Source organism: Flagellimonas meridianipacifica (genome assembly GCF_003001695.1).
Lineage (GTDB): Bacteria > Bacteroidota > Bacteroidia > Flavobacteriales > Flavobacteriaceae > Flagellimonas > Flagellimonas meridianipacifica.
This window is the reverse complement of sequence record NZ_PVYX01000002.1, coordinates 799,944-825,840: the sequence shown is the minus strand read 5'-3', so window position 1 is coordinate 825,840 and position 25,897 is coordinate 799,944. Positions and strand designations below refer to the sequence as shown.

Annotated in this window: 29 protein-coding genes and 1 pseudogene; 20 read left to right on the top strand and 10 right to left on the bottom strand. The window is 38.3% G+C overall.

The window, feature by feature from the left end; translation table 11 throughout:
- Positions 1–59: 59 nt before the first annotated feature.
- Both CLV81_RS13790 and CLV81_RS13785 read left to right on the top strand, forming a co-directional pair.
- The gene (locus CLV81_RS13790) at positions 60–1,136 is read left to right on the top strand and encodes a hypothetical protein (protein ID WP_106145683.1); all 1,077 of its coding nucleotides are present in this window, start codon (positions 60–62) and stop codon (positions 1,134–1,136) included.
- 260 nt (positions 1,137–1,396) lie between these two features.
- Positions 1,397–2,236, top strand: coding sequence for a hypothetical protein (locus CLV81_RS13785; RefSeq protein WP_146129899.1), 840 nt, complete (start codon positions 1,397–1,399; stop codon positions 2,234–2,236).
- Positions 2,237–2,759: 523 nt separating this feature from the next.
- Here CLV81_RS13785 and CLV81_RS13780 read toward each other — a convergent pair.
- A complete protein-coding gene (locus CLV81_RS13780) occupies positions 2,760–3,011 on the bottom strand; it encodes a helix-turn-helix domain-containing protein (protein ID WP_106145681.1) in 252 nt (83 codons plus the stop codon).
- Positions 3,012–3,120: 109 nt separating this feature from the next.
- On the opposite strand from CLV81_RS13780, the gene CLV81_RS13775 reads away from it, so the two are divergent.
- Positions 3,121–3,498 carry a hypothetical protein gene (locus CLV81_RS13775; RefSeq protein ID WP_106145680.1) on the top strand — a complete coding sequence of 126 codons (378 nt, stop codon included), beginning with the start codon at positions 3,121–3,123 and terminating at the stop codon, positions 3,496–3,498.
- Between the two features lie 45 nt (positions 3,499–3,543).
- Here CLV81_RS13775 and CLV81_RS13770 read toward each other — a convergent pair whose 3' ends face one another.
- Positions 3,544–4,140 carry a hypothetical protein gene (locus CLV81_RS13770; protein ID WP_106145679.1) on the bottom strand — a complete coding sequence of 199 codons (597 nt, stop codon included), beginning with the start codon at positions 4,138–4,140 and terminating at the stop codon, positions 3,544–3,546.
- 251 nt (positions 4,141–4,391) lie between these two features.
- On the opposite strand from CLV81_RS13770, the pseudogene CLV81_RS13765 reads away from it, so the two are divergent.
- Positions 4,392–4,601: pseudogene (locus tag CLV81_RS13765) on the top strand (6-phosphogluconate dehydrogenase); the annotation flags it as partial.
- A 2-nt stretch (positions 4,602–4,603) separates the two neighbouring features.
- On the top strand, positions 4,604–5,149 hold the full coding sequence (locus tag CLV81_RS13760) for an acyl-CoA thioesterase (protein WP_106145678.1): 546 nt from the start codon (positions 4,604–4,606) through the stop codon (positions 5,147–5,149).
- Here CLV81_RS13760 and pgl read toward each other — a convergent pair.
- The gene (gene pgl, locus CLV81_RS13755) at positions 5,141–5,851 is read right to left on the bottom strand and encodes a 6-phosphogluconolactonase (RefSeq protein WP_106145677.1); all 711 of its coding nucleotides are present in this window, start codon (positions 5,849–5,851) and stop codon (positions 5,141–5,143) included. The two genes, CLV81_RS13760 and pgl, sit on opposite strands and share 9 nt — an antisense overlap.
- A 61-nt stretch (positions 5,852–5,912) precedes the next feature.
- Positions 5,913–7,445 carry a glucose-6-phosphate dehydrogenase gene (gene zwf / locus CLV81_RS13750; RefSeq protein WP_106145676.1) on the bottom strand — a complete coding sequence of 511 codons (1,533 nt, stop codon included), beginning with the start codon at positions 7,443–7,445 and terminating at the stop codon, positions 5,913–5,915.
- Between the two features lie 177 nt (positions 7,446–7,622).
- Here zwf and gndA point away from each other — a divergent pair, with 177 nt between their 5' ends.
- From gndA to CLV81_RS13730, 4 genes are all read left to right on the top strand, one after another.
- Entirely contained in the window at positions 7,623–9,032 is a 1,410-nt protein-coding gene (gndA, locus tag CLV81_RS13745) for an NADP-dependent phosphogluconate dehydrogenase (protein ID WP_106145675.1), read from the top strand.
- Positions 9,033–9,041: 9 nt separating this feature from the next.
- A complete protein-coding gene (locus CLV81_RS13740; RefSeq protein ID WP_106145674.1) occupies positions 9,042–9,545 on the top strand; it encodes a DUF1569 domain-containing protein in 504 nt (167 codons plus the stop codon).
- An 87-nt stretch (positions 9,546–9,632) separates the two neighbouring features.
- On the top strand, positions 9,633–9,965 hold the full coding sequence (locus CLV81_RS13735) for an ArsR/SmtB family transcription factor (protein WP_106145673.1): 333 nt from the start codon (positions 9,633–9,635) through the stop codon (positions 9,963–9,965).
- Positions 9,955–10,413: an SRPBCC family protein gene (locus CLV81_RS13730; RefSeq protein ID WP_106145672.1), complete on the top strand. Its 459-nt coding sequence runs from the start codon at positions 9,955–9,957 to the stop codon at positions 10,411–10,413. The genes CLV81_RS13735 and CLV81_RS13730 overlap by 11 nt, the downstream gene beginning before the upstream one ends.
- A 19-nt stretch (positions 10,414–10,432) precedes the next feature.
- Here the strand turns inward: CLV81_RS13730 and CLV81_RS13725 are convergent, their stop codons facing one another.
- Both CLV81_RS13725 and CLV81_RS13720 read right to left on the bottom strand, forming a co-directional pair.
- Positions 10,433–11,137, bottom strand: coding sequence for a LytR/AlgR family response regulator transcription factor (locus tag CLV81_RS13725; RefSeq protein ID WP_106145671.1), 705 nt, complete (start codon positions 11,135–11,137; stop codon positions 10,433–10,435).
- On the bottom strand, positions 11,130–12,215 hold the full coding sequence (locus CLV81_RS13720) for a sensor histidine kinase (RefSeq protein ID WP_158259128.1): 1,086 nt from the start codon (positions 12,213–12,215) through the stop codon (positions 11,130–11,132). The genes CLV81_RS13725 and CLV81_RS13720 overlap by 8 nt, the downstream gene beginning before the upstream one ends.
- Before the next feature lie 208 nt (positions 12,216–12,423).
- Between CLV81_RS13720 and CLV81_RS13715 the strand changes: the two genes are divergently transcribed.
- The 8 genes from CLV81_RS13715 (at position 12,424) to CLV81_RS13680 (ending at position 18,274) form a co-directional block, all read left to right on the top strand.
- Positions 12,424–13,716, top strand: a complete 1,293-nt coding sequence (locus tag CLV81_RS13715) for a serine hydrolase domain-containing protein (RefSeq protein ID WP_106145669.1) — start codon at positions 12,424–12,426, stop codon at positions 13,714–13,716.
- A 97-nt stretch (positions 13,717–13,813) separates the two neighbouring features.
- A complete protein-coding gene (locus tag CLV81_RS13710; RefSeq protein ID WP_106145668.1) occupies positions 13,814–14,644 on the top strand; it encodes an ABC transporter ATP-binding protein in 831 nt (276 codons plus the stop codon).
- Between the two features lie 3 nt (positions 14,645–14,647).
- The gene (locus tag CLV81_RS13705; RefSeq protein WP_106145667.1) at positions 14,648–15,400 is read left to right on the top strand and encodes a hypothetical protein; all 753 of its coding nucleotides are present in this window, start codon (positions 14,648–14,650) and stop codon (positions 15,398–15,400) included.
- Between the two features lie 2 nt (positions 15,401–15,402).
- On the top strand, positions 15,403–15,771 hold the full coding sequence (locus CLV81_RS13700; protein WP_106145666.1) for a GntR family transcriptional regulator: 369 nt from the start codon (positions 15,403–15,405) through the stop codon (positions 15,769–15,771).
- Positions 15,758–16,315 (top strand): GIN domain-containing protein, encoded by a 558-nt coding sequence (locus tag CLV81_RS13695; RefSeq protein ID WP_106145665.1) that lies wholly within the window; start codon positions 15,758–15,760, stop codon positions 16,313–16,315. The genes CLV81_RS13700 and CLV81_RS13695 overlap by 14 nt, the downstream gene beginning before the upstream one ends.
- 54 nt (positions 16,316–16,369) lie before the next feature.
- Complete coding sequence (locus tag CLV81_RS13690) at positions 16,370–16,636, top strand: hypothetical protein (protein WP_106145664.1); 267 nt, start codon at positions 16,370–16,372, stop codon at positions 16,634–16,636.
- 54 nt (positions 16,637–16,690) lie between these two features.
- Positions 16,691–17,368, top strand: a complete 678-nt coding sequence (locus CLV81_RS13685; RefSeq protein ID WP_106145663.1) for a DUF4386 domain-containing protein — start codon at positions 16,691–16,693, stop codon at positions 17,366–17,368.
- Between the two features lie 72 nt (positions 17,369–17,440).
- Complete coding sequence (locus tag CLV81_RS13680; protein WP_106145662.1) at positions 17,441–18,274, top strand: DUF2306 domain-containing protein; 834 nt, start codon at positions 17,441–17,443, stop codon at positions 18,272–18,274.
- A gap of 5 nt (positions 18,275–18,279) precedes the next feature.
- Here the strand turns inward: CLV81_RS13680 and carB are convergent, their stop codons facing one another.
- Positions 18,280–21,132 carry a carbamoyl-phosphate synthase large subunit gene (gene carB / locus CLV81_RS13675; protein WP_106145661.1) on the bottom strand — a complete coding sequence of 951 codons (2,853 nt, stop codon included), beginning with the start codon at positions 21,130–21,132 and terminating at the stop codon, positions 18,280–18,282.
- A gap of 102 nt (positions 21,133–21,234) precedes the next feature.
- Positions 21,235–21,393: a 50S ribosomal protein L34 gene (gene rpmH, locus CLV81_RS13670; protein WP_082433296.1), complete on the bottom strand. Its 159-nt coding sequence runs from the start codon at positions 21,391–21,393 to the stop codon at positions 21,235–21,237.
- 139 nt (positions 21,394–21,532) lie between these two features.
- Here rpmH and CLV81_RS13665 point away from each other — a divergent pair, with 139 nt between their 5' ends.
- From CLV81_RS13665 to CLV81_RS13655, 3 genes are all read left to right on the top strand, one after another.
- Positions 21,533–22,432: a DUF6263 family protein gene (locus CLV81_RS13665; RefSeq protein WP_106145660.1), complete on the top strand. Its 900-nt coding sequence runs from the start codon at positions 21,533–21,535 to the stop codon at positions 22,430–22,432.
- Between the two features lie 4 nt (positions 22,433–22,436).
- Entirely contained in the window at positions 22,437–22,979 is a 543-nt protein-coding gene (locus tag CLV81_RS13660) for a hypothetical protein (protein WP_106145659.1), read from the top strand.
- Positions 22,980–23,372: 393 nt separating this feature from the next.
- Positions 23,373–24,200: an FkbM family methyltransferase gene (locus tag CLV81_RS13655; RefSeq protein WP_106145658.1), complete on the top strand. Its 828-nt coding sequence runs from the start codon at positions 23,373–23,375 to the stop codon at positions 24,198–24,200.
- 12 nt (positions 24,201–24,212) lie between these two features.
- On the opposite strand, the gene CLV81_RS13650 is transcribed toward CLV81_RS13655, so the two are convergent.
- Together CLV81_RS13650 and CLV81_RS13645 are read right to left on the bottom strand one after the other, a co-directional pair.
- On the bottom strand, positions 24,213–25,172 hold the full coding sequence (locus CLV81_RS13650; protein WP_106145657.1) for a lytic transglycosylase domain-containing protein: 960 nt from the start codon (positions 25,170–25,172) through the stop codon (positions 24,213–24,215).
- A gap of 26 nt (positions 25,173–25,198) precedes the next feature.
- A complete protein-coding gene (locus tag CLV81_RS13645; protein WP_106145656.1) occupies positions 25,199–25,876 on the bottom strand; it encodes an alpha/beta hydrolase in 678 nt (225 codons plus the stop codon).
- Positions 25,877–25,897 lie beyond the last annotated feature (21 nt).

Here is a 25,897-nt window from a genome sequence, read left to right as displayed (position 1 = left end):
ATTGGATTCTTAATAACTTTCAATCATGATAAATACTATTTGTAAACATTTAAAACAAAATGTTCTTTAAGAAAAAAATCAAAACATCTCTGGTTGAATTCATATCAGCTTTAAGTAATGGTCAAAGCTCTGTTCTTGATATTCTTGCTTTAAAAGAAAGCAGCTTCAAAAATGAATCCTATGACCAAATTCTAAATAACCCATCGGATATTGCATCTGGCGTAGTAGCAGTAAAAACTAAATTTAATATCAATGCCTTTGGAATATTTGATAGTATACTGATAAAAGAGCATGATAATGGAGATATAAAATACATCTTGTACACAAAAACTCGAGACTATAGTAAAATAATTGAAACCGCAGATACAATCCATTCAATTCTGGGAGAATCGTTGTATAATCCAGAATTACACAGTTCTTTCACAGAAAAAAAGAAAGTTTTGAACTTGACGCAGGGTGCCTACCAATCATTAAATGACGAATTGGTTGATGTCTGGGTGTTGGATAACATTACCATCTTACTGCAATACAGAATTGACCCAATGTTTGAGTTTTCACTTTTTGTAACGAAACATTTACAAAAAGAAATAAATAGGGCCCCGAGAAAAAACTGGACAATTGCCAAATACTTAAAAAATGATTTCAGTTATATCTTTTCAAACTCAGAAGAATCCAAAATTGAGGTTTTGTCAGAGGATGAAACAATTGCCTCCGTGAAATACTTTTATTTATTGGATTCAAAAGAGTTAAATGTATTTGACAAGTTAGAAATCCAACAAGGTGGACATCAGAAAGACTATTCTTTCAAGAAACCCACCCATTTAACATTTACTTCTTCAACGGACATATCATTAGTAAATATGGTAGAAGTAATTGAAAACTTAATAAAGATATATGGTCCAGATAATGGCGGACATGAAGAACTTGAAATCCATGAATTAGACATCCTGGAAGATAGACGCAACTGGACTGGAAGAAGCTGGGATTTTAATGACGTACATGGGATTTATGATTTAGATAATCCAAATGAGAATATGATATATTCTGTTTGGATTAACTATGATGATATTGAAACGGGATTAACCTTGACCATACTGTCATACCATAATTTGATTGAATACTTTGTTTCAGATTAAAATACTTAGTACCAATGACTGAAATTGGTTGTAGTTGTTTTCCAAATATTACAAAAGGCCATTCACAAAAAGGATAGATTTGGTTGGAATAATCATGTTAATGATTCCCCAACGAAGTCATAGCTTATTTCATTAGTAAAAAACTTCGAAACCGAACTACATTGGAAGCTAATTACAAAACTTTCTATAATTACTATTTAAAAGAATATCACGAAGTTCGAGCTATTTATTTAAATCACCTGTTGTCTAATACCGAAAGTTTGAATTCCATAATTCGAGAAGATGAACTTGGAATTGATGACTTCAAAATCCCTTTAACAAAAAACACAAAATTCATATTACAAGCCGATTTGCGACAGAATTATTTCCATTCTATAGAGACCTTTTTTGAGTTTTTTTTCGCTTTTCTGCCCAGAGATGGAAAGATACCTGATAACAGGAACGTCTTAAGAGCTCTTGTCAAATCGAATTGGAGAAAGAACTATAAAAAAATTGAATACATAGCCAATGGAAAATTTAAGATGAGTCTTCTCGACCAAATAGTTCAATTCCTCGACTATGAAGTAAGCATCGGACAGTACCTTTTTTATCTTGGTACTTTCTCAAAGGAAAAATTCGATGATGCTTACCAGGCTAAGGTTCAAGAAAGCATCGAGTCGATAAAAAAGATAATCAAGATTCTAGCTATAGACTTCTCCAAAAGGGATGAATATAATGCTTACAAACACACGATGAGAGTTTTCCCAAACTTCAGCTCGATACATTTTTTAGATGCCGAATCGCTAAAGGAGCAAATTACTTTTGACCTTTCAAACTCTGCCTCCTACCAACTCTATGATGATAATGAAAAAGAGACCATCGTCAAGACCACATTATTTGACCCAGAAAGAGACTATAAAATGACAAAATTGTGCAGTCGTTTAATTCACAATATGATTGAGTTAAGAAGTGCCGTTTTTCGTGACAGAAAGGCTACTGGCAAGAATGAAAAATTAGCAGTTGTATTATTTAACCAAGAAAATATTGAGGAGTCCATCAAGCACAACGTTGAAATACAAGATTTGAGTTTTAGCAGTAAGTTGATAAAAGGCAATGGATAACATTCGGCTTTTTTAACAGAAATAAGCCTTGATTTTCACAAAGCCAAAAAAATAAGTCAGGGGGGATACATCAAAAAAAAGGCTTATAAAATCATTAATGGTTACCAGTCGATAATGACACAATCCCTCAAGTAATTTTCAAAATCAAAAAACCTACAAAATCCCCATACGCACACAAGAGGCACATTTGCGCATAGAAAACAACGACATTTTAAGGGCAATTTTACCATTTTCAGCAAATCGGGGGTTATGATGCATTTTTGTCCATTTTTGAGGAAGTTTTCCAATTTTAGCAAAACCTACAAAAACCCTACCTCTGGTCTAATAGTTTTTTTGATAGATTTAGGTCATAAAACACTTAATATCAAATCTTTGAATCATTAAATTTTTAATGTTTAAAAAAGTGATATTTAACTACACCTCTTGTTTTTCTGAATGTAAAAAAGGGTTAAATCGAGGGGATGGAGGAGGATGCTCAGAGAATTGCTTAAAATTTACCTGAAATCAGTAGTATTTCAGGGTTTTATTCTGATTCTTCGGGTGGGTCTGAGAAAAATTCTGAGATTTCAATCTCTAATGCATTAGATATTTTTATCAGTTGTAAGAAATTTGGAATTCTCTCCCCTCGTTCCAATCGGCCAATCATATTATCATGAACCTTTGCCTTATGCTCCAACTCATCTTGCGTTAAATCACACTCTTTTCTCAATCGACGTAGGCGTCTACCAAAATCGGTTAGTAATTTGACGTCTTCCTTTGATAAATTTTTCGGCATATCCCAATTTGGGCTAACCGTAAATCAATAAAAAACACCATTTGGTGTTATTTTTATAATATTTTGAAGTTTTTTGAGTTTTTGGTAAAAAACATATTTAAATCAAGCCATGAAATCAAAATTCCTTTTCAAAATTATATCAGTAGCTACCTTTAGCGTTTTATTATTTGGTTGTAGTTCAGACAATGAGGACAATCCTGAGGACACCATTGAAATATCTAGAGAACTTCTCATAGGCACATGGACCAGAGATGATGCAGATATTATTCTAGAAGAAGATGGAACTGGTGAATCCGAAGTTTATGACTTTGAAAGTGGTAACAACGATTTACAATTTCGACCTTTAACCTGGCGCTTTGATTCCAATATCTTGACAATTAATTTTTCTGTGACGGGTACTTCTATTTTTCAAATCATAGAATTAGATGGAAGCAATATGCGTTTACAAGATTCTAACGGCGTGCGGAGGGATTATTCGAGAAAATAATAGTCTTTATCAATCTCTTCACGATTGCCCCATACGACTATTTGCTTATTCCAGAACACCCTTCCTCCAAATAAACAAAATTAAGTTTTGTAAGAAGTAGATTCCGTAATAGCACATGAGTATTATACTTATCAAGACAAATATTGCGTTCAGAGACTCGTCCAATTTTACAAGTTCCCAGCCGAATACATAGAACAAATAGGCCCAAAAAATAGTAATAAAGAAATATTGCCATTTCCCTTTGTTCAAATATCTAAAAAACAGATACCTATATAGTTTTAACTTTCTATCCTGGAATTTTTTAAGCTTAAAAAGCTTAATGATTTTAGTGTGAAAAGCATAATCCAAGAACCCCAGCTCATGTGGGAAAATCAAAACAGTTGGCATGTTGTTTAAAAAATAGACGTTAGTCTTTTTATCATATTCTTTTCGCTTTTCTTTAGTCGAATTGTATAGACCATAATACTCCACATAGACATCCAAATTATTCAAGTAAAAATCAACTACCCTATACTTTTTATCATCAGCTTTTAAGTTTTCTACCTTGAACTGTTCGATAAAATTAATGTTAGAATTTGACAAGTAATAAGAAATGAAATCCTCTTCACGAGTAGGTTTATATAGTTTGGCACTTTTCTTCATATAATCCTGAATAAGAGTAAAACTATCAATTAGTTTTCAACTGAAGTAGATTTGTTTTGAGGTTTTGTTTGCGAACTACTATATAAAATTGCAAGCATCATTAGCACTTTGTCACGCCTTTCAGAGTGAGGTAACTTCTGAACCTCCTTATATATTAATTCGATATCATTTTCCATTGTCAAATGATTTCATGTTACCTTTGATAGAAGTGTATGACTAATTCAGAGAATTTTTATTTTAACCCTATAAGTGAAATCAGTCAGGGTATCTCCGGGGCGCAAATCTTTAAATTTTCGGTTCAGGACAATGAACAGGAAGTTATCGAAAAGTTGAAAGATTTTCAGGGGCAGTACGTCAAAGTAACCTACAAGGAAAGATACGGTACCTTCTTTTGGTTGGGCGATACCAAGTATTTTATAATCGATGTGGTTCAGGAGCAATCTCCGCACTTTAGAAAATAACGATGAAGAAGTTTAAAACAGCTAAGGAATCCCGCGTTTCCATTACCGAACTTATGCTCCCGGCCCACTCCAATTTTGGAGGTAAGGTCCATGGCGGCTATATTTTGAGTTTGATGGACCAGATTGCCTTTGCCTGTGCCAGTCGACATTCCCAAAGTTATTGTGTTACCGCTTCGGTCAACCGTGTGGATTTTTTAAATCCCATAGATGTGGGCGAATTGGTTACCCTCAAAGCCAGTATAAACTATACCGGACGCACTTCAATGGTAGTGGGGGTTCGCGTGGAATCTGAAAATATTCAGACAGGAGAAGTAAAGCATTGTAACTCTTCGTATTTTACCATGGTGGCCAAAGATGAAAATGGTAATAATATTGAGGTTCCTGGTCTAATAGTTAAAGACAAACAGGGTATGCGACGCTTTGCCAGAAGTAAGGAACGAAAGCTATCTGCATACGACCGAGACTCTAAATATGCTTCCAAAGCATTTAAGGTAAACCAGTATTTGGAATTTTTGGAAGGCGAAAACGTGAAGTTGGACTTAGATTAGTGAAGCCGCATCCTTATCCAAAAACCAAAGAAGATTCCCAGAGGCTGGATTCACCAGTGAAGCTGGATACTTTTCAAATCCTTCTTTCTTTTGGGTAATTACCTCGATTTTTTCGGCTTTTCCGTGCCCAGTGACCAAAAAGGCCACTTCCTTTGTCGTATTGATAACCTTTCCATTTATGGAAACTCGTTTCTGTCCAGATTCAGGATGGGTGGCCACTACGCAGTGGTCTTCGGCTTCCCATAGTTCAATTTGATGTGGAAAAATTGAAGCGGTGTGGCCATCATCTCCCATTCCAAGAATCACCAAATCAAATTGGGGAACACCCTCCACCCTATCCAGATTGATTTCCAACAAATTGGCATAGCGCATAGCTTCCCCATTGGGGTCACTTTCGCCCAAAATTCGGTGAATGTTTTCTTTAGGTATCTGAATTTTTGAAAACAGATGGTCAACCGTCATTTTATAGTTGCTCTCGCTATCATCTGGAGGGACACAACGTTCATCTCCCCAGTAAAAGTGAATACTGGACCAATCCACTTCGTCTCCATACTTTGAGGCCAAAACATCAAAGACAATTTTTGGTGTACTTCCTCCGGACAATGCAACATGAACTTGGTCTTTGTCCTTTACAAAATCAGCGAAGTAAGACGAAAATGCTGTCGCAACCTCATTCTTGTCCTTATATATTTTTAATTCCATAAATACGTCATATTTGTTCTCTACTGCGCTCGAACTGACATCACATTTTAGACATCAGAATCTAACAAATCACACAATACCCTGGGTCATCGGCTAAATTCTCTCCAGGATTCCGCCAATATCCAAAATCCTCTATGAGTTCATCGGCATTTTCCGGCCCCCAAACTCCTGCAGCATAACCATACATACGCACATCCTTCCCATTTTTCCAATAGTCCAAAATTGGGTCTACAAACTCCCAAGCCGCTTCGACCTCATCGGCACGGGCATAAAGCGTTGCATCGCCTTGCATAGCATCTAGAAGAAGCCTCTCATAGGCTTCCATGACATAGGTTTCCGCCAAACTGGAATAGTAGAAATCCAAGTTGGCACGTTCCACTTTGAAACCTTGCCCGGGAACTTTCACGCCAAATTTCATCAAAATTCCTTCGTCAGGTTGAATACGTATAATCAGCTTATTGTCCTTACTGTTCAGTCCAGAATCACTAAAAATTTGATGATGCGGAGTTTTAAAGTGAATAATTACCTCCGTTACCTTGGTTGGCATTCTTTTAGCAGTCCGAACATAGAAAGGTACCCCGTGCCAACGCCAATTATCCACATAAAATTTTATGGCAGCGTAGGTCTCCGTAGTGGAATCAGAGTTTACTCCATCTTCCTCACGATATCCCTTAACCGATTCTCCATTGATTTCTGAGGCAACGTATTGGGCCCTTATGGTATTGCCAAACAAAGTCTGCTCATCGCGCATTATCCGTAGGGATTTCAATGCCTTCACTTTTTCATTTCGTATTTCTTCCGGTTCATTACCGATAGGAGGTTCCATGACTACTAAGGAAACAATCTGCATCAAGTGGTTCTGGAACATATCCCGGAGTGCACCTGATTTATCATAATATCCACCCCTTTTCTCAACCCCAACACTTTCTGCATTGGTGATTTCTACATGATGGATGTAATTGCGATTCCAAAGTGGTTCAAAAATGCTATTCGAAAAGCGGGTAACCAATAAATTCTGTACCGTTTCCTTGCCCAAGTAGTGGTCTATTCTATAAATCTGGGATTCCTTAAAATACTGCTGAAGACCTTTGTTGAGATTTTTGGCCGTTTCCAAACTGTATCCAAAAGGTTTTTCAACAATAAGCCTCTTCCAACCCAACTCTTGATTGTTAAGACCTACTTCCGCCAGATTTTTCGCAATGGGCTCATACAAACTGGGAGGTGTAGAAAAATAAAATATGTAGTTGCTATCAGTACCTTTTGAAGCATTTAGCGCTTCAATCCTCTTAGCCAATCCACTATATTCTGCGGTATAGTCACTACCCAAGTCTTCATAGAAAAACATGTTGGTAAATCCTTTCAGATAGTTTTCCTTGAGGTCTTCAATTTTAGATTTCAGGTAAGGACTGTCATATACTACTCTATTCCTGAATTCTTCATCTGACATATCGCTTCTACTTGCACCTAGTACTATAAAGTTTTCTGGAAGTTGCTTGGCCACATACAAGTTAAAAAGTGCCGGTATCAATTTTCTGGCAGTGAGATCACCCGAGGCACCAAAAATGACAAGCATTTGGTTATCTGTCTTTTTCATAAGTGTACTGATAGTTGTTGGATTGTTGGTCTTATTTCCCTACAAGTTATAATATGTATGGCAAATACAACCCATTATTTTTTTGAGCAAGACGAATATAACGTTTATTTTAGGTTCATAAATCGACAAATGATTTACTTAGTGTTGTCTTAACATAACAATCTCAAAAAATAGAGCATGGCAAATACTTACGATTTTGGCCTAGTGGGCTTAGGAGTAATGGGTAGAAATTTTATCCTCAACGTAGCCGATAATGGTTTTACTGCCTTCGGCAATGATTTGGATAAGGAAAAAGTAAATGCCCTGATAGAGGAAGGAGGCGATACCGACAAGGTCAATGCCGATGTTGATGCTTCCAATTTTGTGAGCGCCCTGAGCAAACCTCGTAAAATCATGCTTTTGGTGCCTGCCGGAAAAGTTGTGGATATTGTTATTGAATCTCTTTTGCCACACTTGGATGAAGGTGATATTATCATTGATGGAGGGAATTCATTTTTTACCGATACGGATAGAAGAGAAGCTTTTTTAAAAGAGAAAGGCATCAATTTTTTTGGAGCTGGAGTTTCAGGTGGCGCCAAAGGTGCAAGGAAAGGACCCAGTATTATGCCTGGTGGTTCAAGGGATGCTTACCAATACGTAAAACCCATTTTTGAAGCAGTTGCCGCAAAATACAATGGCGAGCCCTGTGTTACGTACCTTGGACCAAAGTCTGCCGGGAATTATGTGAAAATGGTACATAACGGCATCGAGTATGGATTGATGCAACTGACTTCTGAAATATATGACCTTCTAAAAAAAGCCGGAGGGCTTACCAACGAGGAACAACATAAAACCTTTGCTGAATGGAATTCGGGGCGGTTGCAGTCTTTTTTGGTCGAGATTACTTCCGAGATTTTGACACAGAAAGATGATTTGACAGATGGTGATTTGGTGGATATGATTTTGGACAAAGCCAAACAGAAAGGAACCGGAAAATGGACTTCACAAAATGCGATGGATTTGGGTATTCCAGTCCCAACAATAGATATTGCCGTAAGCATGCGGGAGATTTCAGCTCTTAAGGATGAGCGCATCAAAGCAGACGAAATTTATGATAGACCCTCTCCGGAATCCGTTGTAAAAGACACTTTGACCAGCAAAGCAGAAAAAGCGCTGTATTTTGCGTTTATCATGGCCTACGCCCAAGGGATGCATCAACTCGCAGATGCCAGTAAGGAATATGGTTACGAGCTGGACTTGGGAGAAATCGCTAAAATATGGAGAGCTGGTTGTATCATCCGAGCGGCTCTATTGGCAGATATTACCGATGCTTTTAAAGCGCAACCCGATTTACCAAACTTGTTGTTGTCACCTTCATTCACAGAAAAAGTAAAAGAAACTGTTGCCGCTACCCGTGAACTAGTAGCTTACGGGGCCACAAATGGCATACCACTTCCAGGGCTGTCCAATGCGTTGACCTATTTTGATGCTTACACCAGTAGCAGACTTCCTCTGAACATGATTCAGGCGCAACGGGATTATTTCGGCTCACACACCTATGAAAGACTGGACCGAGAAGGAATTTTCCATACGGAGTGGGAAAAGTAGAATGTGTCTATGGCCAAAATGACCCTGCCTTTTAAAGTCAATGATGACCCTGCACGGAAAGAATTCTTGGTAAATCAACTCATAGCAATTCTGGCGGACCTTGGTGAAGACTCGAAACCAAATTGGGGCAAAATGAGTCCCCAACAAATGGTGGAGCACCTAATTTGGACTTTTGACGTTTCTATTGGCCTAATACAAGTGCCCTGCTCTACTCCAGAAAATAAAATTGAAGCTTATAAAAGATTCTTGAAGAGCAACCTTCCAACAAGACAAAATTTCAGGAACCCCATTTTAGGGGATACCTTGCCTGAGTTGCACTTTGAAAACCTAAAAAATGCCATTGAAGGTCTTCAGAAAAAGATAGGGTTCTTTTACGATTCCAATCGCCCAAGTGCAAAAGAGGTACAGAACCATCCTATTTTTGGTCCCCTGAATTTAGAGGAATGGGAACGTAGCCATTACAAACATTGCTTTCATCATCTTCAACAATTTGGGCTCTTAGAAGCAGCATAACAAAAGGATATATTCAAATTTCACATTTAAAGATTTGCGTAACCGAATGATTACATATATGTTTGTAACCATTCAGTTACATTTATAATGCGCAGAGACGTTTTTCAAGCCATAGCGGACCCCGTTCGAAGAGATATCATTCAACACCTTTCACAAAAGGCAATGACCGTGAATGTGGTGGCAGAAAAATTTGATATCAGTAGACCCGCCATTTCAAAACACCTTAGGATTCTTGAAGAATGTGGAATTATTTCCATTGAACAAAAAGGTAGGGAGCGTTACTGCATGATTAATCCCAAAACCTTGATTCCGGCTTTTCTTTGGATTGACCAGTATCGTAATCTTTGGGAGGAAAAACTGGACTCTTTTGAAAATTACCTTAATCAATTACAAAATAAATCGGACAAAAATGAACAATGACAATCTGCCCAAAAACCGAACGTTGACCCTACAAAGAATTTTCGATGCTCCTCTTGAAATCGTATGGGCCGCTTGGACCCAACCTGAACATATCGCCAATTGGTGGGGACCAAAAGGAATGGAAACCACAGTATTGGAGCATAATTTTGAAGTAGGCGGAAGCTGGAAATATGCTATGAAAATGCCAGACGGAAACGAATTTATCGCGGATGGGGTATATTCTGAAATCGTACATCATCAGAAAATTGTTTCTAGCGCGAACTTTAAACCCATGACCGAAAATGTAGAAATCCACTCAATTTTTGAATCGGATGGTGAAAAAACCAAGTTTACCTTTCATTGTGTGCATGAAACCGAAGAATACTGTAAACAACAGGAACAAATGGGCTTCTACAACGGATGGGGCTCCGTTTTTGAGCGTTTGAACGAATTTCTTCAAAACACATAAAAGCAAAAACCTAAAAGTCCTACTGGTTTAGATTGTTTTTTAAATAGCTGAAGACGTATTCCTTGTACTTTCCACCAATGGGAATCTCGAGAGATGCTACTTCAATATCACGTGCGGTGTAGGCTGTTACTTTTTGAGAATTTATCACATAAGATCGGTGTACCCTAATAAAGTGAGAGGGCAAATCCTTTAGAATGTTACCAAGTTGTTCCTTTATCACTAAGGATTCGTTAGGCAAATGAATACGTATATAATCTTTGAGGCTCTCGATATGTGATATGCTATCAAATACTACTTTAACCTGTTTTTTATTGCTTGAAACAAACATATAATCCGGATTAGGATTTTCCGTTTCAGCATGTAAAACATTCTGCGTACCACGGACCAATTTATTGACCGCCTTTAGAAAACGGGAGAATGTAATTGGTTTCAATAGGTAGTCGACCGCTTCAAATTCATAGCTATCCAAAGCGTATTCCCGGTAAGCCGTGGTAAAGATAACCTTGGGAGGGTTAGATAACGTACTCAGAAAATCCAGACCGGTAAGTTTGGGCATTTGAATATCCAAAAAAACAACATCGACCTTCTTCTGGTTTAAAAAATCACTCGCTTCCAATGCATTTTTGAAAGAACCCAACAACTCTAAATAGGGTATTTCGGCAATGTGGCCCTCCAATAGAGAACGGGCCAACGGTTCATCATCAACAAGAATGCATCTAATCATTGGACGAAGCGGTGTTTATACATAATTTAACCTCATAACTATCACCCATATCTCGACTTTTAAAGCTGTAATCGCGGTAAAGTCGTTCCAATTGCTGCTTTAGATTGGCGACCCCTATTCCCTTGGTAAAACCGGTGTTGTCAGATACGCTGTTCAATTCTTTGGTGTTCTTGACTTCAAAGTAGAGAAATTCAGCTTTAAGATAAAGATGAATCTCAATTTTTGGTTGCTTCACTTGATTACTTGCCCCATGTTTAAAAGCATTTTCCACAACTGATAGCAACAACAAAGGTGCTATCCGCAATCCTTGATGTTTGCTTCTATCAAAATCGAATCTACAATCCAAAACAATGTCGTCGCCAAACCGAATTCTTTCCAACTCGATGTAGTTTTGTATCAATTCAATCTCGTTTTCAAGCGGAACGTATTTCTCGTTGCATTTGTATAAAATGTAGTCCAACATCTCCGAAAGTGATCCTACCATTTTCGGGGCTTTGTCCGATTTTTGAACCGTTAAGGCATAAAGATTGTTTAAGGTATTAAAAAGAAAGTGCGGGTGTATTTGTGATTTTAAAGCATCCAGTTCTGCTTTGTTTTTATCGCTTTGTAACTGAAGTTTCTCTCGTTCCATTTCATTTCTTTCATACGCCATTTTCGTGAAGGTCATCGCAAAGGTTGCCATAAGCAATGCAGGCAAATAACCAAAGAATAGGGAGTCCACATCTGAAAAAATTTCCAAAACAGATTCTTGTGTAAAGAGCCCTTTACGAAAAAGCGGCTCATATAGGTAGACATTCACAAGTCGGTCAAAAGCACTGGCAAAATAAAAAAGCGCTATGGAACTCAACGCAAAAAGAATGTACTTTTTGGTTCTATAAAAAGAGGGAACCAGATAATAATTGAACCCGTAAACCGCAAGAAGCATGGCAGGTAGTCTTTTGAGGTTTTGCAGCAGTAACAATAAGAGACTTTGGTCGTTGCCATCCTTGAAAAATTGTATCAGCGTGAAGCTGGACAGTAGAATGAGCCAAAACAGTACATGGGACGAGATTCCCTCACCCATTATTCGCTTTTTCATTTTAGTTTTCACTGACATCGAAACCCAAAAGTAGTTAAATAACACAGTGGTCATCCCATTTGTAGACCAATCACGAATTGCCGATGTCGAAATCGGGTTTATTGCTAACGAAACATATTAAACCACCCGAAACAATCATATGGGGGTACCAAAGAAGTAGCGGTCTATTTTTCAATTTGGCAAAGATGGAACGCTTCATATTTGGAGTATGAAAAAATTAAAACTCACCAAATTCTCTCGCAGGATATTGCGAGTATTTGGAACACTGTTCATTTTGTGGCTCGCTTGGAGCATTTACTATTACAGTACCTTCACCCGGTTTCCTGAAGCACAATTCCCAATCACGGAAGAAGTTTCGAATCCGGAATATCAGAACTCGATTCAACAGGCAAAAAAACATCTGCATGGAGTAAGCAAAAGACTTGATGTTCCCTCCTTTTCTATAGCGGTTGGTCATAATGGTAAGTTAGTTTGGTCGGCTGCAGAAGGGTATGCGAATGTGGAAGAGCCTATTGCAGCAACCACTTTAACCCAATACCGGGTGGGCAGTACTTCAAAAGCAATTACAGCTACTGGTATAGCCAAATTGGTGGATAAAGACCGGTTAAAACTCGACGCAATAATTGGCGACACCATTACGAACTGGACACGCAAAAAATGGGATTTTACACTTAGGCAATTGCTAAGTCATACCGCAGGTGTTGGAAACTACGAAGATTTTGGTTTGGCATCGGGAAGATATACCCTTTGCAATTGTAACCAATTCAATTCGGCTTCTGAAGGCTTAAAGGTCTTTGACCGATATCCTCTATTATATAAACCAGGCTCGGACTTTGCCTATTCCACTTTCGACATCAACCTCTCCAGCGTTGTTCTTGAGCAAGCTGCAGGTCAACCCTTTTTAGAATATATGCAGGTGCACCTCTTTGATACTTTAAAAATGGAGAGCACCTATGGTGACCATGCCCAACCCAAAACAAAGCACTTGGCCACTTTTTATGAAACCTTGGATGGTTACTATCGGGAATACCGTACTATGGGCATACGGCACGATGTTAACCTCAGCTACAAATGGGCTGGTGGCGGATTTATTTCCACTCCTACCGACTTGGTCAAGATGGGAAACGCATGGCTCGCAGACAGCACTTTTTTATCCATGGAAACCAAAAAGGAATTTTGGACACCCGTTAGGCTTTCGAACGGAAAGGTTAACAAACAAGAATATGCTCTGGGATGGCGTTCATGGCTCAAATACGAAAACGAATCCCTAATAGATGGAAAACCCATTTGGATGGTTCACCATGGTGGTGTGAGCAAGGGTTCCATGAATTTTCTGGTATTATTTCCTGAATATGGTTTAGTCGTAGACGCATCAATCAATGCTCGTGCAGAACACTTTGGCGATTTTGCCAAGGAGGTGAGAAAAATAGCCAATTGTTTTTTGAAGAATTTACCAAAGCAAGAATCGGTCTTGTTTCATAAAATAACTGAAAGTCCTTAAATCCAAATACCATATTCAACCATCTTGTACCAAAAAAATTTGGAGAATATAATTTAATTTGTACATTTGTAGTGTTCTAGTTAACTAATACACTATAATGTTAAACTGTAAACAACTTCAATTTAATTATCCTAAAAGCCGTCCAATCCTTAAATCGGTGGATTTAAACTTTGGCTCAGGAAACATTTATGGCCTGTTTGGAAAAAATGGTGAAGGGAAAAGTACTTTGATGAAATTAGTATGTGGACTGCTAACACCAGAGTTTGGGTATTGCACTTTATTTGGTGAATCGACCCATGCAAGAAGTGTACAAACTCTGAAAGATTTATTCTTTATTCCGGAAGACTTTGAGCTACCTGCTCTACCCATCTATACTTTTGAAAAAATCAACTCTGTTTTTTATCCCAATTTTTCCAGAGAGCATTTTTATACTCTTATTGAGGAATTTAGACTATACCGAAAACAGGATATATCAAAACTATCATTTGGTCAAAAGAAAAAAGTGTTGATTGCGTTTGGACTTGCCACCAATACTCCCCTCCTACTTTTGGATGAGCCAACCAACGGTTTGGATATTCCTTCCAAAAGTCAGTTTAGAAAAATATTGGCTTCCTCAATCAACGAAGATAAGTGCATAATCATTTCGACCCATCAAGTAAGGGACCTTCATAGCTTGATTGACCATATGGTCATTTTAGATAATGCCCAGGTCATTTTCAATCAGTCCCTATCAACTGTTTCTGATGCACTTTGGTTCGGACGACCTTCAAAAGAAAATGAATCGGAAGTTCTTTTTTCTGAATCCACCTTCGGTGGCAGGGTCATTTTGAACCGAGAATTCCAAGAAGAAAGTGAAGTGGATTTAGAGTTGCTATTTAACGGAGTTCTCTCGAATCCGGAAAAAATCAATTCCATTTTAAAGAACTAGATAATGGCCAAGGAATTTGATATTTCACGAATCGTACAATTCATTAAAAGGGATGTTACCCTTTTAAAGGGAAGCATTGTCACCGGATTGTTGGTATCCAGCATTTTACTTTTCTTATTCTGTCTTTTCAACATGGCATGGGACAAAAAACTATCGGCTGATGAATTTTTCGGTTGTTTTTCGTTGTGTTATTTCCCTTTAGGGGTTTTATACACTTATGCCATATGCCGTGAATTCCAGAACCCAAAATTGAATCATACCTATCTTTCGTTACCTGTATCAACTCAAGAACGTATAACAGCTAAATGGCTCAATGCGTATCTGTTGTACACTTTGGGCTTTTCCTTGTTGGCAATTACGGTAGGTATGTTCGCTATGATAGTGGGAACGATTATTTTCCGAGCGGACTTTACCATAACCTCCTTATTTTCCACGAATTATTGGAATGTGGTATTTCTGTATTTTTTCGTTCAGCCTATTTTCTTAGTTGGTGCATTGAGTTTTACCAAAAACCGAATAGGTAAGACACTATTGGTCTTGGGAGTTCTATTTATTGGATTTCTGATTTTCAATTTTATATGTTTTGGACTATTGAACCACGATTTTGGGATTTTCTCAGGAGAATCCACAGGTTCGCTTGCCTTTGATAAGGCCAGCAAAGACTTCTCTCTATTTGGAAGATGGTTCTACGGTCTAATTTTTGGCCCCTTAATGCTCTTGGTGGCCTATTATAAAATAAAGGAAAAGGAGGTGTAGAAATGGATTTTGACAATAGTAAGCCCATTTATCTACAGATTGCCGAGGTTTTTTATGAAAACATTCTTGAAAAACGCTGGAAGGAGGAAGAGCGAATCCCTTCAGTTCGAGAAATAGCTATGTTGGTTGAGGTAAATCCAAATACGGCGATTCGTGCCTTTAACCACTTACAGGACCTTGAGGTAATATATAATAAAAGGGGAATTGGATATTTTGTAGCGAAGAAAGGATTTTCAAAAGTTATGGAAATAAAACGTAAAGAATTCATGGAACACACTCTACCGGATGTTTTCAAAAAAATGAACATGATGAACATTCCGTTGGAAGAGTTGATTAACGCATTTAACCAAGAAAAAAATGAAAAAGAGTAATCTAATTCTTCTTGGTGCATTAGTTGCCATAGTATTTTTCACGCTAGCATTTCAGCTGACCACGCATCATTATGCAAAAGAAAACAACAGAAAAAAGACCTCTGCGATTAGACTGAGCCAAGACCGAACTTCAGTTTCATTTAAGGGTATTAAAACCAATGCGCCTTTGAGAATAATTCTGGAACAGGACAGTTTGCATAAGATTCAGGTCGAAGCTCCAAATTATCTAATCGATTCGGTAAAGACGTCTGTTCTAAACGACACTCTGCTAATAGAGACTCCAAAGAACGTTAGGAAAAGAGATAGTGTAGTCGTCAATATAAAACTTAAGTCACTTCATCATCTAAAACTAGATGGGCACAGTCTTGTAGTATCCAAAAAGGTTATTGTGGGTGAGGAATTACATTTAGCGCTAAGAGGTCATAGTTCAGCGCAGCTACAACTTCAATTTGAACATATGTTCTACAGTAACTCGTCAGACGGGACTGTGGATATAAGCGGTGATATAAAGAACATTGAAATCGTTAACCCACAAAAAGAGTAATCAGCCATTTATTCATCAATCAATCATCAATCATCATTCAAAAAACGAACAATCATGAAACATGTAATCACAATTTTATCCGGCCTAAGAGCCGTGGGAAAAGCTAAAAGGGCAACATTCCCCGTATGGGTCGTATTATTTATACTATTTCTTCATGCCGAATCCAGCGATATCCAGTCTAACTCAAAAGACATGCTTAAAGCTAAGCGGGAAACCCTGAAGGCATTCGACCTTATCTCCAATAACTGGAATAAAGGGATTCGAGCAATTAAGCACTTAGAGCAATTTGATACTACCCAAAATGAAATTATGAAGCTGTAGTTCCTTTTGCGCTTATCCAAAATTCATCAATCATCAATCAAAAAACGAACAATCATGCAATCAAACATCAAAATAGGTCGAACTGCAGGAATCCTGTTATTTGCCATAGTGGCACTAGGTATACCTGCATTGAATCTTAGAAGCTTTTCTTATTCCATGGGGTGGTCCCCCGGTCTTTTGGAACATGCCTTTGAAAATGATCTTCAAATACGCATCTCCGTTTTTCTCGACATTCTTGTTAGTGGAATATGGCTTGCTCTTGCCATTTTTTTAGTTCCCGTTATCAAACAATTTCGAAGTGGTTTCGCTTATTGGTTTTTTGGAATTTGGACTTTACATTTCGCCATTGTTGTTTTTGGAATTGTTTCGGAGCTGTCCTTCTTGTCCATTGCGGAAGTCTTTTCCAACCAACCAGAGCTTGAAGAGAATACGCTTGTTGCGCTTGGCACTTTGAAAGTGGAAGAATATTTCTGGATCCATTATTTTTCAATAATGCTTTTTGCTGTGGCCATGTGGTCCTTGTACTATGTTTTCTTCAGGACCAAATTAATCCCAAGATTACTTTCCGTATGGGGGCTTATAGCCATTTCAATTGTATTTGTGGCTTGCTGGTTGGCCATTTTCAATCAACAAATACATTTCGCTTTTTTTGGTCAAAACGGCGTACACCTATTACTATTAATTGGGTGGCTTATAGCCAAGGGGTTCAATGAAATTTCGATTGGACGTTAGCGGTTCGCCCAAGACATATTCATCAATCAATCATCATTCAATCATCATTCATCAATCAAAAAACGAACAATCATGTTATCAAAAACAGAAATCCTTGCAAGTGATTTATTCAAGAAAAGTTTTTATCCACGTGCGCTTAAAACCTCGGCAACTTTGTGGTTTTTAATCACTGTTTTAGGTCAATGGATGTTTGCCACCTACGTGGCGGCCTATTATGGCGGTGCTGCCATGGATAGAGACTTTATGAAATGGAATCGGGTTCTTCCCCATGGTTATGTAGAGGGGGAAACTATGGGTAACCTGGCCGTAGCAATTCATCTCCTATTTGCAGTTGTGGTCATGGTAGGTGGGCCACTTCAGTTCAGTACAAAAATCAGAAAGTGGGCTCCCCGCTTTCATAGATTTAGCGGACGAGTATACATAGGTTCCGCTTTTCTAATAAGTTTAAGTGGAATTTACATGGTAATTTCCAAAGGCACTATAAGTGGTATTGTTGGAGACATAAGTGTAAGTCTCAATGGCGTATTAATCCTACTTTTTGCTTATTTGGCCATAAAACGGGCCCTCCAAAAAAACTTTGTATCGCATAGTGAATGGGTACTACGATTATTTCTTGCGATGGGTGGTGTGTGGTTTTTTAGAATTGGGCTTATGTTTTGGCTTTTGGTAAACAATGGTCCAGTAGGTTTTGACCCCGTAACCTTCAGAGGCCCATTTCTAGTTTTCTTAGGATTTGGTCAATATTTGATTCCCTTGGCCATCGCCGAGATGTATATTCGCTCCAAGAAAACGAAAAAACCTAGTATGCAAATTGCCACTGCCCTTATTATTCTGCTATGTACCTTGATAACAATTGTAGGTACATTTGCTGCTACCATGGGCATGTGGTTACCCAGACTAAGTTAAGCGAGCTATTTACTCAAGTACATTTTCCTTCTTGAATACAGATTATAGAAATCGTCGTCTTTTAAGCTGTCAATAAAGAGAATGCTTTCCCCTGTGCTCTTCATCTCAGGTCCCAGATTTTTATTCACATTTGGGAATTTGTTGAAAGAGAATACAGGTTGTTTAATGGCGTAACCTTCCAGGTGTGGATTGAAATCAAAATCCTTGATTTTCTTTTCACCCAACATCACTTTTGTGGCGAAGTTCACGTAAGGTTCACCATATGCCTTTGCAATAAAAGGAACCGTTCTGGAGGCTCTTGGATTTGCCTCAATTATGTAAACCGTATCATCTTTTACAGCAAATTGGATGTTTATCAATCCCACAGTATTGAGGGCCAAAGCGATTTTATGCGTATGGTCCTTAATCTGTTGCATTACAAATTCGCCTAAGTTGAACGGGGGTAAAGTGGCATTGGAGTCCCCTGAGTGGATTCCACAAGGTTCTATGTGCTCCATAATACCAATAATCTTCACTTCGTCCCCATCACAAATAGCATCGGCCTCTGCTTCAATAGCCCCATCCAAATAATGGTCCAACAATAACTTGTTGTTTGGAATCTTACGCAATAAATCTACAACATGCGCTTCCAATTCTTCCTTATTAATGACAATCTTCATCCCTTGGCCACCTAATACATAAGAAGGTCTTACCAAGAGCGGGAAATTCAATTCCTCCGCCAATTCCAAGGCCTCATCAGCAGTTTCGGCTACTCCAAACCTGGGATATGGAATGTTATTTTCCTTTAGAAGTGTAGAGAAACTCCCCCTATCCTCTGCTAAATCCAAAGACTTAAAACTGGTCCCTATGATATTGATGCCATACTTATCCAATTTTTCAGCAAGTTTCAATGCTGTCTGTCCACCCAATTGAACAATAACCCCTTCTGGTTTTTCATGAAGGATGATATCGTAAATGTGTTCCCAGAAAACCGGTTCAAAATATAGTTTGTCAGCAGTATCAAAGTCCGTGGATACCGTTTCCGGGTTACAATTGATCATAATGGTCTCGTAACCACATTCAGCCGCGGCCAAAACTCCGTGAACACAGCAATAATCGAACTCAATCCCCTGCCCTATTCTATTGGGTCCTGAACCCAACACTACAATTTTCTTACGGTCGGTCACCTCGCTATCATTGGCAACATATCGTGTTCCGTCCGGTCTTTCTATCTCTTCTTCAAAAGTGGAATAATAGTAAGGAGTAACCGCCTTAAATTCAGCAGCACAAGTATCCACCAATTTGTATACTCTATTTATCCCCAGATTCGTTCTTTTCTTATGCACCTCACTTTCATAGCAATCCAGCATATGTGCAATTTGTCTATCTGCAAATCCCTTTTGCTTGGCTTCAAGTAATAGCGATTTGGAAAGGGTTTCAACAGTATATTTAGATATTTCCTTCTCCAAGTAGTGTAATTCCTCGTATTGTTTTAGGAACCACATATCTATTTTGGTAATATCGTGAATGGTCTTTAATGGTATGCCCAACTGAATGGCATCATATAGCACAAAAACCCGGTCCCAGCTTGGGACTTTTAGCTTGTGAATAATTTTATCATAATCCGTGTATCCTTTTCCATCGGCACCAAGTCCATTTCGCTTAATTTCAAGTGATTGAGTGGCCTTGTGCAAAGCCTCTTGGAAAGAACGTCCTATACCCATTACCTCACCTACCGATTTCATCTGCAGTCCCAATGTTCTGTCCGAACCTTCAAACTTATCAAAGTTCCATCTTGGAATCTTCACGATAACGTAATCTAAAGTAGGTTCAAAAAGGGCGGATGTAGACTTTGTGATTTGATTTTGCAGCTCATCCAAAGTATACCCTATGGCCAGTTTTGCAGCAATCTTTGCAATAGGGTATCCAGTCGCTTTGGATGCTAAGGCCGAAGAACGGGAAACCCTTGGATTAATTTCAATCGCGATAATATCCTCTTTTTCATCCGGACTCACCGCAAACTGAACATTACATCCTCCTGCAAAATCTCCAATACTGCGCATCATATGGATGGCCATATCCCGCATACGTTGGAATGTTCTGTCGGATAGGGTCATTGCTGGTGCCACTGTAATGGAATCTCCGGTATGAATACCCATAGGGTCCATATTTTCAATGGTACAGATAATCACTACATTATCATTCTTATCTCGAAGTAATTCCAGCTCATATTCTTTCCACCCCATCAAAGCCTTATCTATCATCACCTCGTGGATGGGCGAAACCTCAAGGGCGTGGCTTAATTGATTGTCGAACTTGTCGGGGTCATGCACAATGGAAGCCCCGGCACCTCCCAGAGTAAATGAGGCTCTAATCACCAATGGGAAACCAAATTCCTGAGCAATCTCCTTCCCTTTCAAGAAAGAAGTAGCAGAAGCTTGTGGAGGCATACCAATTCCAATTTTCAACATCAACTCTCTAAACTTCTCACGGTCCTCCGTAATGTTGATGGCATCAATATCAACACCTATAATTTCAACCTCAAAATCCTCCCAGATTCCTTTCTCGTCCGCTTCAATACATAAATTCAATGCGGTCTGCCCTCCCATAGTGGGCAATACGGCATCTATATTGGGATGCTTCTTTAAAATCTCAATAATTGATTTTGTATTTAGAGGTTTCAGATATACATGGTCCGCCATTGAGGGGTCCGTCATAATCGTGGCCGGATTACTGTTTATCAGAATGGTTTCTATACCATCTTCACGCAGAGAACGTAACGCTTGGCTTCCTGAATAATCAAACTCGCAGGCTTGTCCGATAATAATTGGACCTGAACCTATAATCAAAATGGACTTGAGATCTTTTCTTTTGGGCATTCTTTTTTTGTTAGTTGTATTTCAATCGCTAAAAATAGGTCAAAAAAAAGGTGCTAAACTTGGAAAGTAGCACCTTTTAATTTAAAAGTTATTGACAGCACATTATTTTTTGTGTCTTGGCTCAGATGAAACGGTTAATTTCTTTCTTCCTTTAGCTCTTCTACGAGCAAGAACCTTTCTGCCATTGGCAGTAGCCATGCGCTCTCTAAAACCATGCTTGTTTCTTCTCTTCCGTTTTGACGGCTGATACGTTCTTTTCATTTCCGAACTATTTTATAAGGATTTAAAAATGTGGAAAAGCTTCCAAAATTTCTGGGCGCAAATATACGAAGAGTTTTTACTTCGGCAAATGGTTTGTAAAAAATGTTTGTGTTAGTTTTGTCGCATCAATTTACACCTCATGAATTTCAAGAAATTTTTAGGCATCCTTGGACTTGTTTGTTTGGTCGGCTTGGTTCCTATTCAATCCCTAGGGCAACAAAAATTGGCCTATAATCTCAAAAAAGATGATTTTTTTAAGATAAAACAGGAGGCCAAACAGCTTATCACACAAGAATTGGAAGGCGCCAAACATGAATTGACCAATGATTTGGAAGCTATTTTTTCTTTCAACGTGGTTGGAGAAACAGAATCCATATATACTATTGAAATGGCTTTTGAGGATTTTGGGATGAAAACTACCTCAAACTTGCAAGGTGTACTTATCGATGTAAAAGCTTCGGAACCAGAAGCGGGTAATATGATGTCTGAAATATTTAGCGGACTCATTGGACATAAGCTACAAATGACCATGCAAAAAGATGGGAAAATCATAGAAGTGAGCGGAGGAAATGAGTTGGTCGAAAATATGATTACCAAAGCAGGGATTACTGATGATTTTAATAAAAATTTGATGCGCAAGTCACTGAGCAAAGAATTTAGCTCTGTAGGATTGGCCAAAAGCTTTGAGCAAATGACCTACTTTTATCCATCAAACCCCATTTCTGTTGGTGATACTTGGAATAATGAGTTTAGTGGTAAGTTAAATGCCAAAAACAGTTGGAAGTTGGAAGAATCGGGTTCGGAAGGTTCATCAATATCCGGAACTGCATCGATTACGGTTGACACGGAAGAAAATGGAACTATCATGACGCTTGCTGGTAACCAACAAACTTCCATAACTACAAATGCATCGAATGGTTTTATAAGGACCATTACCAGTGAGAGTCTGGCAGAGGGAATTTCAAAAGTTACCAATTTGGGTGATGTGGAAATACCTACTTCAATTAAATCAACAATTACCTACGAATTAATTCAATAGTTACATGTTTAATAAGAATATAAAACTGGTATTGGCCTTTTTAATAATTGCGTATGCAGGCTATCAGTTTGTAGAGGGTTACATTGGAAATGGCATAGCTTTGATTTTTCTTTCCCTCATTTTTGTCTTCCTTTATTTTAGAAATGAAATTATCCTATTAGCGTTTTTGCGCATGAGAAAGCAGGATATGGAGGGTACGCAGAAGTGGTTATCGAAAATTAAAAACCCTGAATCATCATTAATTAAAAAACAGCAGGGTTATTATAACTATTTACACGGCATCATATACTCCCAGAAGAATTTGACGCAGGCCGAAAAGTACTTCAAAAAGGCCTTAAAACTGGGGCTGACCATGCATTATGATGTGGCAATGGCAAAGTTGAGCCTGGCTGGAATTGCCATGCAGAAAGGTAGAAAACGTGAAGCAACCACATTGTTACAAGAAGCCAAAAAGTTGGACAAGAACAATATGCTGACAGAGCAGATTAAAATGATGCAGCAGCAGATGAAAAAAGGTCCACAGCAGGTTAGAACAAGGTATCGTTAATCTCTTGGTAGTAAATTAAGATGCAATAGCAGTAGAAAAGAATCCAAGGCTCAAATAGCTACACTGCTATTTATTTTTTTATATTACCTTGTTGCTTCTTCACAGTACTTTTTAAATTGGAAACAGAATCACCATTTTCCATCCAACGCCTTTTCTGAATGTAATTATACCATGGAGAGTCGGGTCCTTTAACTTTTTCCAAACTATCTCCCACATCAACACTTTTTACGTTCGTTTACTTGATTTAACAACTATATCCAAAAAATGTCTAAAACATAGATATTTGTTAATCAAGGTTTTCCTTTTTACAAATAGCAGTCTTTAACAAAAATTTTTGTTAAATTCCCCAGATTTTAGGTTTTTGGCCAGGCCAATACTATACCAACCACAAATATGAACTTTAAGAAAACCGTCAAAAACTTGACGTTGACACTTCTTGGATTGGATCCAGGATTTATGAAACTGTACTACAGATTCTTTTACAGACCCAAAGCAGGTTCAATTGCTCAAATCATGGAGGAAAGAGCTAAGGATATCAGCGAATTCTATTTTCTTCAAATAGGCGGTAATGATGGTTTTGTGAACGATCCTATTTTCAAATTAGTAAAGCGCCTTTCCTGGAAGGGAATTATTGTAGAACCCCAAAAAGAAGTCTTCACTAAAAAACTCTCCAAAACATATCGTTTTGAAAAAAATACAATTCTTGAAAATATAGCTATCGCTGAGAAAACTGGTGTCAAACAGCTTTACAAATTGGGGTTCACTAATTCACGTTGGGCAACAGGTTTGGCTACATTTAATTGTGACACCCTACAATATCAAATTGATAGGAACTACGTTTCAGACATGGCTAGAAAGGAAGGTATTCCACTTCCAGAAAACAAGGACGACTATATTGTCACTGAAGAAGTCAACTGTTCCACCATACATGACTTGTTGGCGAAGCATCATGTCAAGAAACTTGATCTTCTTCAAATAGATACCGAAGGTTTCGATTATGAAATAATCAAAAACATTGACTTTTCTTCTGTGAAACCCGCAATGATATCCTTCGAAAACGACCATTTAAGTGAATCAGATATTATGGAATGTGAGGAGTTGCTCACTTCCAATGGTTATAGCGTTGAACATATTGGAGTAGATTCCATAGCCCTATTGGATATTGAACCCAACAAAGAACAAAAGACAAGTCAAATGTCCTTGGATAAAATTGAAGCCTAAGGGGTATATAGCTTATCTTCCGGAACTTGTCTCTCGATAATATCCTTTGTTAGGTATTTCGACCACGTACGTTTTTCCGGATGCATTGTTCAAGTGAGGTTCGCGCAACCAGGGGTTATGTCTTTTTAAAATCTTGTAATTGATTTCGTAAAGGTGGGCGAAATCTGCCCAACTGGTCACCGAAGAATCAACTTCTACGGTAAAAGTTGGCACTGCATTGTATAAATCTTCTTTTTCTACTTCAAAACCGAATTTTTCAGGATTTGAAAGTATCTCTTTTATAGCCATGATACGAAATACATATCGTCCAGTTTCCTCTCCCAACAAAAGATCATAATAATCATCTGCTTTTTGAATGCGCATATATTTTTGGATTCCTGCGGGTCCAGCATTATAGGCTGCTGCAGTCAAAGTCCAACTTCCAAATCTACTTTTCCATTTCTTGAGATAATCACAAGCAACTTGAGTGGCTTTTTCAATATGATAACGTTCATCCACATTGGAATTTACCTCAAGACCATATTCCTTGCCCGTTGTTTTTAGTATTTGCCAGAATCCTCTGGCCCCTGCAGGTGATACCGCGTTTTGCAGACCACTTTCAGCAACAGCCAAATATTTGAAATCATCAGGGATACCGTTCTTGGCAAGTATAGGTTCAATTATTGGGAAATACTTGTGTGCCCTTTTCATCAAAAGAATAGCATTGGACTGCCAATAGGTGTTTACTAAAAACTCACGGTCCACACGTTCCAAAATTTCAGGGTCTTCTAGGGGTACTGTTTCCCCAGCGAAGTTTAGGTCTTCAGGAATCTCAATGGCACTGATTTGATAACCATCCGTTACATTTCTATCTAAGGTGATTGCTTTTTCCAAAGCTACTTTTTCCTCTGGGGTTGACTGTACGGCAAAAATCAAGCTACCCGCTACCACCAACAAACCAATACCCGCCAATATATTTTTTACGTATTTCATCTGCATCAATAATTTCAATAAAGATACTATATAGAACTCCCTTCTTCTAAAATAATTGCAGGAAGATGTTCATTGAACCACTTGGCTCGATAAACAATCATGGCATGCCTGCCATTTTTTACGGGAATACAATCTTTGATATTGGTTATTGGAAAGACATTATCCAAAGTACCATGAATATGAACGGAATTTAGAAGTGGCTCCTTTTGGTCCCAATTTACCATGTTATCTATAGACCAATCCATGTACCCTTTATCCCTGATGGACAGATACTTTTCATAGAGCTCCAAGCGTTTGGTGACGGTTTCACCAAAAGCGTACTTTGCCAGGACTTCAATATTGGTGACAATACCGGTTGGTAATAGTTTGTGCACCTTGGTGTGTTTGGCAAAAATCATCTTTTTTGGCATTTCGTTTTTGCATTTAACACTGGAGACTATCACTATTTTTCGGTAGGGGATAAGTTTTGCCATTTCCTGTACCAGCATGCCACCAAAAGAAACTCCTAACAGAACGGGAGCCTCATGATTTACCTTTTTCAACATTTGTTTTGCATAATCTTGAAGACTCATTCTTTTCTGTGGGAGAAACCAATCGAGCTTGTGCATTACAAATTGATTTTCAGGCAAGCGTAGACCATCAAAAATAGATGAATTGGCAGCCATTCCCGGCATAAGGTATACATGGATTTTATTGTCGGGCATTTCTCTCCAATTATCTAATTG

Excerpts from the sequence above, each read along its gene's own strand:
- CLV81_RS13700 (WP_106145666.1), top strand. The coding sequence starts at position 15,403 with ATGGATTTTGACAATAGTAAGCCCATTTATCTACAGATTGCCGAGGTT.
- pgl (WP_106145677.1), bottom strand. The coding sequence starts at position 5,851 with ATGGAATTAAAAATATATAAGGACAAGAATGAGGTTGCGACAGCATTT.
- CLV81_RS13775 (WP_106145680.1), top strand. The coding sequence starts at position 3,121 with ATGAAATCAAAATTCCTTTTCAAAATTATATCAGTAGCTACCTTTAGC.
- zwf (WP_106145676.1), bottom strand. The coding sequence starts at position 7,445 with ATGAAAAAGACAGATAACCAAATGCTTGTCATTTTTGGTGCCTCGGGT.
- CLV81_RS13740 (WP_106145674.1), top strand. The coding sequence starts at position 9,042 with ATGGCCAAAATGACCCTGCCTTTTAAAGTCAATGATGACCCTGCACGG.
- CLV81_RS13710 (WP_106145668.1), top strand. The coding sequence starts at position 13,814 with ATGTTAAACTGTAAACAACTTCAATTTAATTATCCTAAAAGCCGTCCA.
- rpmH (WP_082433296.1), bottom strand. The coding sequence starts at position 21,393 with ATGAAAAGAACGTATCAGCCGTCAAAACGGAAGAGAAGAAACAAGCAT.
- CLV81_RS13760 (WP_106145678.1), top strand. The coding sequence starts at position 4,604 with ATGAAGAAGTTTAAAACAGCTAAGGAATCCCGCGTTTCCATTACCGAA.
- CLV81_RS13780 (WP_106145681.1), bottom strand. The coding sequence starts at position 3,011 with ATGCCGAAAAATTTATCAAAGGAAGACGTCAAATTACTAACCGATTTT.
- CLV81_RS13715 (WP_106145669.1), top strand. The coding sequence starts at position 12,424 with ATGAAAAAATTAAAACTCACCAAATTCTCTCGCAGGATATTGCGAGTA.
- CLV81_RS13695 (WP_106145665.1), top strand. The coding sequence starts at position 15,758 with ATGAAAAAGAGTAATCTAATTCTTCTTGGTGCATTAGTTGCCATAGTA.
- CLV81_RS13685 (WP_106145663.1), top strand. The coding sequence starts at position 16,691 with ATGCAATCAAACATCAAAATAGGTCGAACTGCAGGAATCCTGTTATTT.
- CLV81_RS13705 (WP_106145667.1), top strand. The coding sequence starts at position 14,648 with ATGGCCAAGGAATTTGATATTTCACGAATCGTACAATTCATTAAAAGG.
- CLV81_RS13655 (WP_106145658.1), top strand. The coding sequence starts at position 23,373 with ATGAACTTTAAGAAAACCGTCAAAAACTTGACGTTGACACTTCTTGGA.
- CLV81_RS13735 (WP_106145673.1), top strand. The coding sequence starts at position 9,633 with ATGCGCAGAGACGTTTTTCAAGCCATAGCGGACCCCGTTCGAAGAGAT.
- CLV81_RS13725 (WP_106145671.1), bottom strand. The coding sequence starts at position 11,137 with ATGATTAGATGCATTCTTGTTGATGATGAACCGTTGGCCCGTTCTCTA.
- gndA (WP_106145675.1), top strand. The coding sequence starts at position 7,623 with ATGGCAAATACTTACGATTTTGGCCTAGTGGGCTTAGGAGTAATGGGT.
- CLV81_RS13650 (WP_106145657.1), bottom strand. The coding sequence starts at position 25,172 with ATGAAATACGTAAAAAATATATTGGCGGGTATTGGTTTGTTGGTGGTA.
- CLV81_RS13720 (WP_158259128.1), bottom strand. The coding sequence starts at position 12,215 with ATGAAAAAGCGAATAATGGGTGAGGGAATCTCGTCCCATGTACTGTTT.
- CLV81_RS13790 (WP_106145683.1), top strand. The coding sequence starts at position 60 with ATGTTCTTTAAGAAAAAAATCAAAACATCTCTGGTTGAATTCATATCA.
- CLV81_RS13690 (WP_106145664.1), top strand. The coding sequence starts at position 16,370 with ATGAAACATGTAATCACAATTTTATCCGGCCTAAGAGCCGTGGGAAAA.
- CLV81_RS13680 (WP_106145662.1), top strand. The coding sequence starts at position 17,441 with ATGTTATCAAAAACAGAAATCCTTGCAAGTGATTTATTCAAGAAAAGT.
- CLV81_RS13660 (WP_106145659.1), top strand. The coding sequence starts at position 22,437 with ATGTTTAATAAGAATATAAAACTGGTATTGGCCTTTTTAATAATTGCG.
- CLV81_RS13730 (WP_106145672.1), top strand. The coding sequence starts at position 9,955 with ATGAACAATGACAATCTGCCCAAAAACCGAACGTTGACCCTACAAAGA.
- CLV81_RS13665 (WP_106145660.1), top strand. The coding sequence starts at position 21,533 with ATGAATTTCAAGAAATTTTTAGGCATCCTTGGACTTGTTTGTTTGGTC.
- CLV81_RS13770 (WP_106145679.1), bottom strand. The coding sequence starts at position 4,140 with ATGAAGAAAAGTGCCAAACTATATAAACCTACTCGTGAAGAGGATTTC.
- carB (WP_106145661.1), bottom strand. The coding sequence starts at position 21,132 with ATGCCCAAAAGAAAAGATCTCAAGTCCATTTTGATTATAGGTTCAGGT.
- CLV81_RS13645 (WP_106145656.1), bottom strand. The coding sequence starts at position 25,876 with ATGCCCGACAATAAAATCCATGTATACCTTATGCCGGGAATGGCTGCC.